This window comes from Streptomyces sp. NPDC030814 (assembly GCF_055572155.1).
This window is the reverse complement of record NZ_JBVIDX010000011.1, coordinates 136,946-149,419: the sequence shown is the minus strand read 5'-3', so window position 1 is coordinate 149,419 and position 12,474 is coordinate 136,946. Positions and strand designations below refer to the sequence as shown.

Here is a 12,474-nt window from a genome sequence, read left to right as displayed (position 1 = left end):
CGGGGAACTGCGCGAGAAACCACACACCACCCGCACCCGTCACAACCACACGCACCCCCGAGCTACTGGGCGCCCTCGGCCTCCTCCCCCTTCCCCTCCGCCGTCCAAGCCGCGCAGTACAGCAGCAACTTCGCCGTGAAGTTGATCCACAGCAGCAGCGCGATCGGCACCCCGAACGCCCCGTACATGCTCTTCGACGCGACCCCCTGCATATACCCGCTGAGCAGCAGCTTCAGCAGCTCGAAGCCGATCGCCCCGGTGAGCGCGGCCACCACGAGCCGCCGCCGCGGCGGGTGGACGCCCGGCAGCAGCGTGAGGACGTAGAGCAGGAGCAGGAAGTCGGCCAGCACGGCCACACCGAACGCGGCGATCTGGAGGAGGACACCGCTCCACCCGTCCCGGTCGACGCCGAGCCGGTCCGCGGTCCAGCCGACCGCCGCCGACGCCACCATGGAGGCCGCGAGGGAGACGAGCACCGCGCCGCCGAGCCCGACGAGGATGCCCGCGTCCTTGGCCTTGGCGAGGACGGGGTTCTCCTCGGGCTCCGGCTTCTCCCACACCGCCCGCAGGCACCCCCGCATCTCCCCGACCCAGCCGATACCGGTGAAGAGCAGCAGCGCGCCGGCGATGATCCCGACCGTGCCGGCGTTCTCGACGAGCCCGGCGATGTCGAGTTGGTCGGAGATGCCGGGCACTTGTTCGGCGAGCCGGTCCTCCAGTTCCCGCTGCCGGTCCTCGCCGAGTGTCGCAGCGGCGATGGCCGCGCCCATGGTCAGCAGCGGGAACAAGGCGAGGAAGCTGATGAACGTCATGGCCGCGGCCAGTCGCGTCCACGTCACCCGCTCCAGCCGTTCGTACGAGCGCCATGCGTGCGTGGCCATCAGGCGCTCGGCCAGCGGGCCGATCCCGGGGAGCTTTTTCAGCCAGTCCATGATCCGTCTCTGCCCTCGTCGTGGTCACCCGATGCGGGAGTACCCACGCGAGCACTGATCACCAGTCGGTGACGGCCAGCCCGTACATCGCCAGCCACACCAGCGCGATGCAGGCGAGGGCACGGTCGCGCAGGACGACGTCCTCGGGTTCGCCGGCCGTGCCCCGGTCGGCGAAGACGGCGTAGCGCAGGACGGCCAGGACGAAGGCGACCATGGAGAGTTGGCGCCACGGCAGCACATCGGTGCTCGGGACGCCGCCCTCCTCGAGGGCCCACAGGCAGTAGCCGAGGACGGCGAGCCCGGCGGCCAACTGCCAGACGAAGCGCAGGTATCCGGTGGTGTACTCGCTGAGCAGCGCCCGGGTGGCTCCGTCCCGGTCCGCGAGCTGCACGGCTTCCGAGTACCGCTTGGCGGCGACCATGAACAGTGCGCCGAACCCGGTGGTGATGAGGAACCAGTGCGACAGCGGGATGCCCAGGGCGATCCCGCCGATCATCGCCCGCATCAGGAACCCGGTGGTGACGACGGCGAGGTCGACGACCAGGACGTGCTTGAGGCTGGCGCAGTAGGCGAGTTGGAGTCCGAGGTACGCGGTCAGCAGTGCGGCGGTGGACGAGGAGCAGAGCCAGGCGGCGGCCACCGTCGCGAGGACGGCGAGGGCGCAGCCGACGGCGTACGCGACCGCCGCGGGGACCTGACCGGCGGCGACCGGGCGGTGGCGTTTGACCGGGTGGGCGCGGTCGGCCTCGGCGTCCTGGGCGTCGTTGATCAGGTACACGGCGGCGGCGCAGGCCGTGAAGAGGACGAAGACGAGCGGGAGCAGGGTCAGCGCGCGGGGCGTGAAGAGTTCACCGGCGGCCGCGGGGGCGGCGACGACGAGGATGTTCTTGATCCACTGACGGGGGCGGGCGGTCCGGAGGAGACCGAACGCGAGCCCGCCCTTCGGCGGCGCCGCTCCGGGGACCGTCCCTCGCTCCAGCACCGTCGTGTGCTCAGCCACTGCTCACCCCCCGTCGGGTCGCCCAACGGGCACCCAGCGCGGCAGTGACGGCTCCCAGCGCCACTCCGGCCGCCACGTCCGACGGGTAGTGCACGCCCACCACGAGCCGCGACAGGCACATCGCGGCGGCGAGCGGCGCCATGAGCGGGACGACGCCGAGCGTCCCGTACGCCACGACCGCCGCCGCCGACGACGTGGCGTGCGAGCTGGGGAAGGAGTGCCGTCCGGCGGTGCGGACCAGCGGTTCGACGTGGGTGGGGCGGGCGCGGCGTACAAGCCGTTTGACGCCCATGCTCACCAGATGCGCCCCGGCCGTCACGGCTGTGCCGCGCACCCAGGCGGCACGCCGCTCCCGGTCGGCGACGGCGCCCGTGAGCCCGGCCGCGAGCCAGAGCGCGCCGTGCTCCCCGGCCCGGGACAGTCCGCACGCGAGGGCCGCGATGCGAGGGTCCGAGCCTCGGGCCCGGCACACGGAGAGCAGCCGCCGGTCCAGGCCGCGCACACCGTCGACAGCGTCAACTTCGTCCATGCGATGCCACTCTTCTAGGCGGCGACCCAAGAATTCCGGCAATCTTGAACGACATCCCATTAATCACCCATTTCGGTGAGGCGTCTGGGAAGGTGAGCCGATGCGCCGGATACCTGGGTATTCGCGGCGATACGGTCGCGAGCATGCCAGCCAACGCCGTCCCCGTCCCCGACCGCGTCACCCCCCTCGCCGGCTGGGGCCGCACCGCCCCGACCGCCGCACGGCTGATCCGCCCCCGTACGTACGAGGAGGCCGCGACCGCCGTGCGGGCGTGCGGGGCGCGCGGCGGGATCGCCCGGGGGCTGGGGCGGGCGTACGGGGACGCGGCGCAGAACGCGGGCGGAGCCGTGCTCGACATGACGGGTCTGGACAGGGTCCACGCCATCGACGCGGACGGCGGCACGGTCCTGTGCGACGCGGGTGTCTCGCTGCACCGGCTGATGGAGGTGCTGCTGCCGCTGGGCTGGTTCGTGCCGGTGACCCCGGGGACCCGCCAGGTGACCGTGGGCGGCGCCATCGCGGCGGACATCCACGGCAAGAACCACCATGTCTCCGGGTCGTTCGCCCGCCATGTGCTGTCGCTGGAACTGCTCACCGCCGACGGCGGCATCCGCACGGTGGTCCCCGGCACCCCGCTCTTCGACGCCACGGCCGGCGGCATGGGCCTGACCGGGGTGATCCTCACCGCGACCGTACGGCTGCTGCCCGTCGAGACGTCGTGGATGTCGGTCGGCACCGAACGCGCCCGCGACCTGGACGACCTGCTGGCCCGGCTCACGGCCACCGACCGCTGCCACCGCTACTCCGTAGCCTGGATCGACCTCCTCGCCCGCGGCTCGGCGACCGGCCGCGCGGTCCTCACCCGGGGCGAGCACGCGTCCCTGGACGCGCTGGAGTCATCGACCGCACGCGTGCGTGGAGCACACTTCTCACGCCGGGAGGCGCTCGGCAGTCCGTTGGAATTCCGGACCTCCCGTCTTCCGGCCGCCCCCGCCTTCGTCCCCGAGGGCCTGCTCGGCCGGACGACCGTGGGCCTGTTCAACGAGCTGTGGTATCGCAAGGCCCCCCGGGCCCGCGGCGACCGGCTCCAGCGGATCTCCACGTTCTTCCACCCGCTGGACGGGATCCCGCACTGGAACCGGCTCTACGGGCGCTCCGGGCTCGTGCAGTACCAGTTCGCCGTAGGACACGGACACGAGGAGACGTTGCGGCGGATCGTGGCCCGGATCTCCGCACACCGCTGCCCCTCCTTCCTCGCCGTGCTGAAGCGGTTCGGGGAGAGCGACCCGGGCTGGCTGTCCTTCCCGACGCCCGGATGGACACTCGCCCTCGACCTCCCGGCGGGCCTGCCCGGCCTCGCCGCCTTCCTCGACCGGCTCGACGAGGAGGTCGCGGCGGCCGGTGGACGCGTGTACCTGGCCAAGGACGCCCGGCTGCGCCCCGAACTGCTGACCGCGATGTATCCCCGCCTGCCCGAGTTCCGCGCGCTGCGCCGGGAGTTGGACCCCGACGGCGTGTTCGTGTCGGACCTGGCCCGCCGCCTGGGCCTGTAGCCCCCCGTACCGCGACCTGCCACCCCGTTCCCCAGTCGCTCAGGAGCTGTCATGAAGGACGCCTTCGGCACCCCCCAGTCCCTGCTGATCCTCGGCGGTACGTCGGAGATCGCGCTCGCCACCGCCCGCCGGCTGATCGCCCGCCGCACGCGTACGGTCTGGCTCGCCGGACGGCCCTCGCCCGACCTGGAGAGGGCCGCCGCCCACCTGCGCGGCCTCGGCGCCGACACCCACACCGTCACCTTCGACGCCCTCGCCCCCGACTCCCACGAGACGATCCTCGGCAAGGTCTTCGCCGAGGGCGACGTCGACATGGTGCTGCTCGCCTTCGGGATGCTCGGCGACCAGGCGCACGACGAACGCGACCCGGCGGCCGCCGTACGCGTCGCGCAGACCAACTACACGGGTGCCGTGTCGGCCGGGCTGGTCTGCGCGCGGGCCCTCCAGGCGCAGGGCCATGGCTCCCTCGTCGTGCTGTCCTCCGTGGCCGCCGAACGCGCCCGCCGCTCCAACTTCATCTACGGCTCCGCCAAGGCCGGCCTCGACACCTTCACCCAGGGCCTCGGCGACGCCCTCCACGGCACCGGCGTCCATGTGATGGTCGTACGGCCCGGTTTCGTCCACACGCGCATGACGGCGGGCCGCCCTCAGACGCCCCTCGCCACCACTGCGGAGGCGGTGGCGACGGCCATCGAGCTCGGGCTGCGGCGCCGCTCGGAGACGGTGTGGGTACCGGGGGCCCTGCGGCTGGTGATGGCGGCGCTGCGCCATGTGCCGAGGCCGCTGTTCCGCCGGCTGCCGCTGTAGGGCGCGGGACCTGTCGTTCGGATCACGCCCGGCCCTGGCGGGCCGGCCCTCAGTGGGCGGGGAGCGTGGTGTCGCCCACCGGGGCGCCCGGCTGCGGGGGGACGACCGGGCCACCGAAGGCGAACTCGCGCAGCTTGCGCCAGACCCCGTCGGCGCCCTGCTCGTAGAGCGCGAAGCCGGTGCAGGGCCACTCGGCCTCGTACTCGGCCAACTCCTCGAACGCCCGGTCCATCGCCTCCTCGGAGATGCCGTGCGCGACCGTGACGTGCGGGTGGTAGGGGAAGTTCAGCTCGCGCGCCACCGGGCCCGAGGCGTCCCGAACCTGCTTCTGCAGCCAGGTGCACGCCTCGGCACCCTCGACGACCTGGACGTACACCACGGGTGAGAGCGGCCGGAACGTGCCCGTGCCGGACAGACGCATCGGGAAGGCCCGGCCGGCGGCCGCGACCTCGACGAGGTGCGCCTCGATCGCCGGCAGCTCGGACTCCTCGACCTCCGTCGGCGGCAGCAGCGTGACATGCGTGGGGATGCCGTGAGCCGCGGCGTCGCCGAAGCCCGCGCGCCGCTCCTGGAGCTGGCTGCCGTGGGGCTCCGGGACCGCGATCGACACACCGATCGTTACGGTCCCCACGTCGTCTCCTGTCGTCGTGTCATGCGTCCGTGTCTTCGTCTGTCGTGGCGCGCCACCGGCTATCGACTGTACGGCCACGGCGGGGTTCCGGGCAGGCGCGGTCGTAGTGATGTACGGCGCTCGTACGGCGCTGTTGGTGGCGCGGTCGGCGCTCGGCCGACGGGGGTGGTGCGGTTCAGTGCTTGGCGGGCAGGAAGCCCACCTTGTCGTACGCCTGGGAGAGAGTCTCCGCGGCGACGGCGCGCGCCTTCTCCGCACCCTTGGCCAGGATCGAGTCGAGCGTCTCCGGGTCGTCCAGGTACTGCTGGGTGCGCTCCCGGAAAGGCGTCACGAATTCGACCATGACCTCGGCGAGGTCCGTCTTGAGCGCACCGTAGCCCTTGCCGGCGTACTTCTGCTCCAGTTCCGCGATACCCGTCCCGGTGAGCGTCGAGTAGATGGTCAGCAGGTTGCTGACACCCGGCTTCTCGACGGCGTCGTAGCGGATCACGGTGTCGGTGTCGGTGACCGCGCTCTTGACCTTCTTCGCGGTGGCCTTCGGATCGTCGAGCAGGTTGATCAACCCCTTGGGGGTCGACGCCGACTTGCTCATCTTGATCGCGGGGTCCTGAAGGTCGTAGATCTTCGCCGTCTCCTTGAGGATGTACGGCTTCGGGACGGCGAAGGTCTGGCCGAAGCGGCCGTTGAAGCGCTCGGCGAGGTCACGGGTGAGCTCGATGTGCTGGCGCTGGTCCTCGCCGACCGGGACCTCGTTCGCCTGGTAGAGCAGGATGTCGGCGACCTGGAGGATCGGGTACGTGAAGAGGCCGACGCTCGCGCGCTCGGCGCCCTGCTTGGCGGACTTGTCCTTGAACTGGGTCATGCGCGAGGCCTCGCCGAAGCCGGTGAGGCAGTTCATGACCCAGCCGAGCTGGGCGTGCTCGGGAACATGGCTCTGGACGAAGAGGGTGCACCGCTCGGGGTCGAGACCGGCCGCGAGCAGCTGCGCGGCGGCGAGCCGGGTGTTCGACCGCAGGTCCGCGGGGTCCTGCGGAACGGTGATCGCGTGCAGGTCGACCACCATGTAGAACGCGTCGTGGGACTCCTGCAGGGCCACCCATTGGCGCACGGCGCCGAGGTAGTTGCCGAGGTGGAACGAGCCTGCGGTGGGCTGGATTCCGGAGAGCACACGCAAACGAGGCAGCGGCGCGGAGCGCCCCGTTTGAGGGCGGTGGTGGGCGACGGGTGGGCGGTCAGAGGCCATGCTCACCATTCTCTCAGGTATCGGGGCCCGTTCCGGAACCAACCGGAAACAGATGGGACACAGGTGGGATGGTGCGCGCCCGCACGGGCATCGCGCCGGGGGCGGCCCGGGCGCTCGGCGCCGGTCCGGACGCGGAGCACGTGGTGCGGCATGCCTTCTTCAAGGCGTACTGCTCGCTCGGCCGTTTCCCTGGGCGGCGCCGCGTCCCGGCGGTGGCTGCTGTCGATCGTGGCCGATGAGACGAGGAACACAGTGCGGCAGCCGGACGCCGGCGGTCCCGGGCAGCCCGTGAGGCGGCTCTCGTGGCGGCCGAGCCGCTGACACCACCGGCGGCCGATCCGGGTCGCCGTGGGGATGCACACATCCGCCGGACCGTCGGACCGTCGGCCGGGGCATGGGCCGACTCCTGCGTGGCGGCCGACGGCACCGCGAGCGGACCGGGCTGGTGGATACCGGGCTGGAGGATCAGGGCCCGGTGGGTGATGTCCGCGCTGGTTCCGGGCCTGGCCCTCGGCTCCGGCCTCACGGTGCTGCTGCGTGGCGCGGCGGTCCGGCGTGAAGCCGGACCGCGGGGGTTCCGTCAGGAGCTGCGGGACGCCTGACGACGGACGTGGCCGCCCGTCGCGGTCGCGACGAGCGGCGTCCGGCGTCCGGCGTCCGGCGTCCGGCGTCCGGCGGCGTCAGCCGAGGTCGATCTCCGGGTACAGCGGGAAGCCTGCCACGAGGTCGGTGGCGCGGCGGGAGATCTCGTCCGCGACCTTCGCGTCGAGGATGTGCTGGGCCTTGGAGGGCGCGCCCGACTTGGTGGTGCCGGGCGTCGCGGTGGTGAGGACGCGGTCGATGAGGCCGGCGACCTCGTCCATCTCGGCGGTGCCCAGGCCACGGGTGGTCAGGGCGGGTGTGCCGATGCGGATGCCGGAGGTGTACCAGGCGCCGTTCGGGTCGGCCGGGATGGCGTTGCGGTTGGTGACGATGCCGGAGTCGAGCAGAGCGGCCTCGGCCTGGCGGCCGGTGAGACCGTAGGAGGTGGCGACGTCGATCAGGTTGAGGTGGTTGTCGGTGCCACCGGTGACCAGGGTGGCGCCGCGGCGCATCAGGCCCTCGGCGAGGGCGCGTGAGTTGTCGACGATGCGCTGGGCGTAGTCCTGGAAGGCGGGCCGGCGGGCCTCGGCGAGGGCGACGGCCTTGGCGGCCATGACGTGCGGGAGCGGGCCGCCGAGGACCATCGGGCAGCCGCGGTCGACCTGGTCCTTGAGGGAGTCGTCGCACAGGACCATGCCGCCGCGCGGGCCGCGCAGCGACTTGTGGGTGGTGGTGGTGACGATCTGGGCGTGCGGCACCGGGTCGAAGTCGCCGGTGAGGACCTTGCCGGCGACGAGGCCCGCGAAGTGCGCCATGTCCACCATGAGCGTGGCGCCGACCTCGTCGGCGATCTCGCGCATGATCCGGAAGTTCACCAGGCGGGGGTAGGCGGAGTAGCCGGCGACGATGATCATCGGCTTGAACTCACGGGCGGAGGCGCGCAGGGCCTCGTAGTCGATGAGGCCGGTGGCGGGGTCGGTGCCGTAGGAACGCTGGTCGAACATCTTGCCGGAGATGTTCGGGCGGAAGCCGTGCGTGAGGTGGCCGCCGGCGTCCAGGGACATGCCGAGCATGCGCTGGTTGCCGAAGGCATGGCGGAGCTCGGCCCAGTCGGCCTCGGAGAGGTCGTTGACCTGGCGGGCGCCGGCCTTCTCCAGGAAGGGGGCCTCGACACGGTCGGCGAGGACGGCCCAGAAGGCGACGAGGTTGGCGTCGATGCCGGAGTGCGGCTGGACGTAGGCGTGGCGGGCCCCGAACAGCTCCCGGGCGTGCTCGGCGGCGAGGGACTCGACGGTGTCGACGTTGCGGCAGCCGGCGTAGAAGCGGCGGCCGACGGTGCCCTCGGCGTACTTGTCGCTGAACCAGTTGCCCATCGCCAGGAGGGTGGCCGGGGAGGCGTAGTTCTCGGAGGCGATCAGCTTGAGCATCTCGCGCTGGTCGGCGACCTCCTGGCCGATGGCGTCGGCCACGCGCGGCTCGACGGCGCGGATCACGTCGAGGGCGGAGCGGAAGGCGGTGGACTCGGTGGAGAGGGGCTCGGCTGACATGGGGACCTCCGGACGTTGCGTTCAGCGTTCACGGTACGGCCCAGGCGCACGGCACTCATCTTCCCGGGCCGCTCCCCGATGGTCCGTCCCATCCCAGCGCGCCAGTCACGGCCCGCCGATCACCTTATCGGGCGGTTCCGACCAGCAGACCCGGGCGTCCACCATTCGAACGACAAGGGGACCGGCGGGGAGCAGGGAGCGGGCGTCACAGGATGAGGTGCGGCAGGAAGCGGGCGTACTCGTCCGTCACCAGGCCGGAGGACTCGCGGATGCCGAGGCCGGCGGACTCGTTCTCGACGACCCAGGCGCCGAGAACGACATGGTTGCCGTCGAAGGCCGGAAGAGGAGCCAATTCCTGGTAGCAGCAGGGCTCTTCGCGCGCCACCGGATCGGCGCCGGGCTCGTGGACGGTGACACCGGCGCCCTCGCGGCCGAGGAGGGGCTTGGAGACGTAGCCATGGCCGGCGGCCAGTTCGCGGGGGCCGTCGAGGTAGGCGGGGAGCAGGTTGGGGTGGCCGGGGTAGAGCTCCCAGAGGACGGCGAGAAGCGCCTTGTTGCTGAGGAGCATCTTCCAGGCGGGCTCGATCCAGAGGGTGGTGCCGGTGCCGCCGCCGTTGTCGAGGGTGGCGAGGACGTGCGGGGCGAAGCGGTCCGTGGTGAGCCACTCCCACGGGTACAGCTTGAAGATGCTGCGGATGAAGCGGAGCTTCTTGTCGACGAAGCGCTCGGAGAGGCGGTCCCAGCCGATGTCCTCCATGGAGATCCAGTCGGTGTCGAGTCCGGCCTGTTCGGCGGTCTCCTTCAGATAGGCGACGGTCATCAGGTCCTCGCCGAGTTCGTCGCCCGCGGAGTGCGCGAAGTAAAGGGGGGTGCCCGGCGGGAGGAGGTGGGCCTGCTTCTTCCAGGCGTCGACGAGGCGTTCGTGGAGGGAGTTCCACTGGTCGGCGCCCGGGAAGCGTTCCTCCATCCAGAACCACTGGGGGCTGGCCGCCTCGACGAGCGAGGTCGGGGTGTCGGCGTTGTACTCCAGCAGCTTGGCGGGGCCGGTGCCGTCGTAGCGCAGGTCGAAGCGGCCGTACACGGAGGGCAGTTCGGCGCGCCGGCGCCACGCCTCGGTAACGAGGCCGACGAGGCGGGGGTCGGTGATGCCGAGGTCGGCGAAGCGGTCGTGCTCGACGATGTGCGCGGCGGCGGCCAGGCACATGGTGTGCAGTTCCTCGACGACCTCCTCCAGCGCCTCCACCTCGGGCAGCGAGAAGACGTAGTAGGCACTCTCGTCCCAGTAGGGGCGCAGGGAGCCGTCCGGGTAGCGGGTCAGGGGGTAGATGAGGCCCTGTTCCTCGACGGTCTGCTGCCAGCCGGGCCGGGGTTCGATGGTGCGGCGTTCCATGGTTCTGTCTCCCGGGGGGTCAGCCGCCGCTGGAGCCGGAGCAGCCGAAGCCGTCCCGGTCGACGGCCTCGCTGCGGCTGAAGGTGCCGTAGTCGGCCCGGTTGCCGGTGACATCGGCGTCGTAGTACCAGGCGGCGTCGACCGTGCCGGGCTGGCTCCGGTTGCCGCTGCTGTTGCTCTTGCTGTTCTTGCCGGAGGACGACGAAGAGGAGGAGCTGGAGTTGCAGTTCCTGTCGGCGATGATCTTGTAGCCGTTGGCGAAGTCGTAGCTGTCGCGGTCCACGCACCGGCGGTCCGGGTCGGATCCGCAGGAGGTGAGGGCGGCGGCGACGACGCCCATGCCGCCGAGTACGACCGTGCTGGACCGCAGTCGCCTGCGCTGTTCTCCCATGTGCTCCCCCGTCGGGCTGGTGTGCTCTGCCGAGCGGGACCGGGCCGGGGGGCCGGCCCCCGAGGTTCCACGCTCGGCGCCCGGCTCATCCCAGGCTCTATCGGCGCTCAGACTAGTGATCGAGTCCAGGCACGGCCAACCGGCTCCCCGCGGTTCGCCTGGGGCCGGTCGCCCGGGATGTGGGCGGACGGCCGGAGGAACCGCCGAGCCGGTGAAAGTGCGCAGGGGGAGGGCCGACCTTACGCTGAGGGATGGAGCACCACGGAGGTGACGCGATGGCCGGTCACAGCCGGGGCGGCGGCGCGGCGGTGGCCGTCTGCACCGCGGCGGCGGCCCTCTTCCTCTCCCCTGCCCCGTCGTACGGGGACCACGAGGAGGATCCGAGCGCGCGGGAGCTGACCGACAAGGCGCAGGAGGCTCTGCGCGAGGCCGAGGCGGTGCATCTCGAACTCACCGACAGGAGCGAGGGCACCCGGGCCGCCGGCACCCGGCCGACCTCCATGGATCTGGCCCTCGACCGGGACGGCAACTGCGCCGGCTCTGTGGAGATGGGGGCCGACGGCGGCAGCGTCGAGATCGTCAAGCAGGGCGACGAGGTCTGGATGAAGCCGGACGCCGCGTTCTGGAAGGCCCAGGTCCCCGGCGACCAGGGCGAAGCGGCCGCCGAGCTCTTCAAGGACCGCTACATCCACGGCTCCACGTCCGACGCCCTGCTCAAGGGCATGGCCGACACCTGCGACCTCAAGGACCTCCAGGACCAGCTCACCGGCGACACCCCGGAGACCGGCCCGCTGAAGAAGGGCCGCGAGACGACGATCGACCGGCAGAAGGTCGTCCCCGTCTCCGGTACGGAGGCCGGCACGACCACCACCCTGTACATCACCACCGACTCCGGCCACCGCCTCGTCAGGGCCACCGAGAAGGGCGACGGCACCGACGTCACCATGGACTTCACCGACTACGACGAGCCTGTGCCCTCCGACACTCCGTCGGCGGACGACTCCGTCGACGTCTCGAAGCTGCCGGGCGAGTTGGAGAAGATCTGACGGGGTCGGCTACCCGGCGGGCGGGTGGACCACGGTGATGCCGGCGAGGATGAGGGTGATCCCGTCGAGGAACTGCTCGCGGTCGTCGTGCCCGCGCACCTGGTCGGCGACGGCCCGGGTGAACGGGTAGTCGTCGGGGTCGAGTTCCTCCCACGCCGTCGACACGGCGTCGAGGAACCGGGCGCGGTCCACATCGGGCGGGAGGGCGCGGGCGCTCGCGCTGTTCGCGGCATTCTGGCCGGCGGCGCCGAGGATGTAGTGCATCAGGGCCGAGGTCGCCGTGAACCAGCTGTCCTCGGGGACGTCGAGTGCGCGGATGTGGCGGCCGACGCTCTCGAAGATCCGTGGTGCCACCGCCCCCCACGGGCTGCGGGCGAGCTGGTTCGCCAACTGCGGCGCGAGCCAGGGGTGTTCCTCGATCGCGTCGAAGAGCCCGAGTGCGACGGCGCGGATCCCCTCCTCCGGTGACTTCGGGGACCCGACGGGCGGGTGGACCACGGCGTCGGCGACGACCGCGTCCGTCACGGCCTCGAGCAGCTCCCCCTTGTTCTCCACATGCCAGTAGATCGCTCCGGGCCCGGTGGCGAGGCGTTCGCTCAGTGCCCGGAACGTCAGCCCGCCCTCGCCCGCCGCGTCGAGCAACTCGATCGCGGCCTCGACGATGCGTTCACGGGAGAGCGCCTCTGTGCGCCGTTGAGACCGGCGCGTCCGCGTTGCCATACCGCCATCTTGACACGTCTGGATCGCCGTTCCAATGTTGGAACGGCGTACCAGAATGGAACGTCATACCAGCGAGGCCGGTCGGCCTCACGCTGTGAACTCG

General features: G+C 71.6%; 12 protein-coding genes, 1 pseudogene and 1 riboswitch. Of the genes and pseudogenes, 4 read left to right on the top strand and 9 right to left on the bottom strand.

Annotated features, from left to right (window positions below; genetic code table 11):
• Positions 1-62: 62 nt before the first annotated feature.
• From ACZ43N_RS23710 to ACZ43N_RS23700, 3 genes are read right to left on the bottom strand one after another with little or no spacing between them, the layout of a single operon-like run.
• Positions 63-932, bottom strand: a complete 870-nt coding sequence (locus ACZ43N_RS23710; RefSeq protein ID WP_468100144.1) for a YihY/virulence factor BrkB family protein — start codon at positions 930-932, stop codon at positions 63-65.
• A gap of 58 nt (positions 933-990) precedes the next feature.
• Positions 991-1,932, bottom strand: coding sequence for a decaprenyl-phosphate phosphoribosyltransferase (locus ACZ43N_RS23705; protein ID WP_468100142.1), 942 nt, complete (start codon positions 1,930-1,932; stop codon positions 991-993).
• The gene (locus ACZ43N_RS23700; RefSeq protein ID WP_468100141.1) at positions 1,925-2,461 is read right to left on the bottom strand and encodes a phosphatase PAP2 family protein; all 537 of its coding nucleotides are present in this window, start codon (positions 2,459-2,461) and stop codon (positions 1,925-1,927) included. Before ACZ43N_RS23700 ends, ACZ43N_RS23705 begins: the two co-directional genes overlap by 8 nt.
• A gap of 143 nt (positions 2,462-2,604) precedes the next feature.
• Between ACZ43N_RS23700 and ACZ43N_RS23695 the strand changes: the two genes are divergently transcribed.
• Positions 2,605-4,014, top strand: coding sequence for an FAD-binding oxidoreductase (locus tag ACZ43N_RS23695; protein WP_468100139.1), 1,410 nt, complete (start codon positions 2,605-2,607; stop codon positions 4,012-4,014).
• Positions 4,015-4,065: 51 nt separating this feature from the next.
• Positions 4,066-4,821 carry a decaprenylphospho-beta-D-erythro-pentofuranosid-2-ulose 2-reductase gene (locus tag ACZ43N_RS23690; protein ID WP_468100137.1) on the top strand — a complete coding sequence of 252 codons (756 nt, stop codon included), beginning with the start codon at positions 4,066-4,068 and terminating at the stop codon, positions 4,819-4,821.
• Positions 4,822-4,870: 49 nt separating this feature from the next.
• Here ACZ43N_RS23690 and ACZ43N_RS23685 read toward each other — a convergent pair whose 3' ends face one another.
• Positions 4,871-5,452 (bottom strand): 2'-5' RNA ligase family protein, encoded by a 582-nt coding sequence (locus tag ACZ43N_RS23685; RefSeq protein WP_468100136.1) that lies wholly within the window; start codon positions 5,450-5,452, stop codon positions 4,871-4,873.
• Between the two features lie 175 nt (positions 5,453-5,627).
• Positions 5,628-6,620 (bottom strand): tryptophan--tRNA ligase, encoded by a 993-nt coding sequence (trpS, locus tag ACZ43N_RS23680; protein ID WP_468100135.1) that lies wholly within the window; start codon positions 6,618-6,620, stop codon positions 5,628-5,630.
• Positions 6,621-6,763: 143 nt separating this feature from the next.
• On the opposite strand from trpS, the pseudogene ACZ43N_RS23675 reads away from it, so the two are divergent.
• Positions 6,764-7,036 (top strand): annotated as a pseudogene (locus tag ACZ43N_RS23675) (siderophore-interacting protein); the annotation flags it as partial.
• A 339-nt stretch (positions 7,037-7,375) separates the two neighbouring features.
• On the opposite strand, the gene ACZ43N_RS23670 reads toward ACZ43N_RS23675, so the two are convergent.
• The 3 genes from ACZ43N_RS23670 to ACZ43N_RS23660 all read right to left on the bottom strand — a co-directional run bounded on the left by ACZ43N_RS23670 (position 7,376) and on the right by ACZ43N_RS23660 (position 10,605).
• Positions 7,376-8,824, bottom strand: a complete 1,449-nt coding sequence (locus tag ACZ43N_RS23670; protein WP_468100133.1) for a glycine hydroxymethyltransferase — start codon at positions 8,822-8,824, stop codon at positions 7,376-7,378.
• A gap of 31 nt (positions 8,825-8,855) precedes the next feature.
• Positions 8,856-8,943, bottom strand: a riboswitch (ZMP/ZTP riboswitch).
• A gap of 86 nt (positions 8,944-9,029) precedes the next feature.
• On the bottom strand, positions 9,030-10,214 hold the full coding sequence (locus tag ACZ43N_RS23665) for a glutathionylspermidine synthase family protein (RefSeq protein ID WP_468100132.1): 1,185 nt from the start codon (positions 10,212-10,214) through the stop codon (positions 9,030-9,032).
• A 19-nt stretch (positions 10,215-10,233) separates the two neighbouring features.
• Positions 10,234-10,605, bottom strand: a complete 372-nt coding sequence (locus tag ACZ43N_RS23660) for a hypothetical protein (RefSeq protein WP_468100130.1) — start codon at positions 10,603-10,605, stop codon at positions 10,234-10,236.
• A 275-nt stretch (positions 10,606-10,880) separates the two neighbouring features.
• Between ACZ43N_RS23660 and ACZ43N_RS23655 the strand changes: the two genes are divergently transcribed.
• Positions 10,881-11,651: a LolA-like protein gene (locus tag ACZ43N_RS23655; RefSeq protein ID WP_468100128.1), complete on the top strand. Its 771-nt coding sequence runs from the start codon at positions 10,881-10,883 to the stop codon at positions 11,649-11,651.
• A gap of 9 nt (positions 11,652-11,660) precedes the next feature.
• On the opposite strand, the gene ACZ43N_RS23650 is transcribed toward ACZ43N_RS23655, so the two are convergent.
• Positions 11,661-12,371 carry a TetR/AcrR family transcriptional regulator gene (locus tag ACZ43N_RS23650; RefSeq protein ID WP_468100126.1) on the bottom strand — a complete coding sequence of 237 codons (711 nt, stop codon included), beginning with the start codon at positions 12,369-12,371 and terminating at the stop codon, positions 11,661-11,663.
• Positions 12,372-12,474 lie beyond the last annotated feature (103 nt).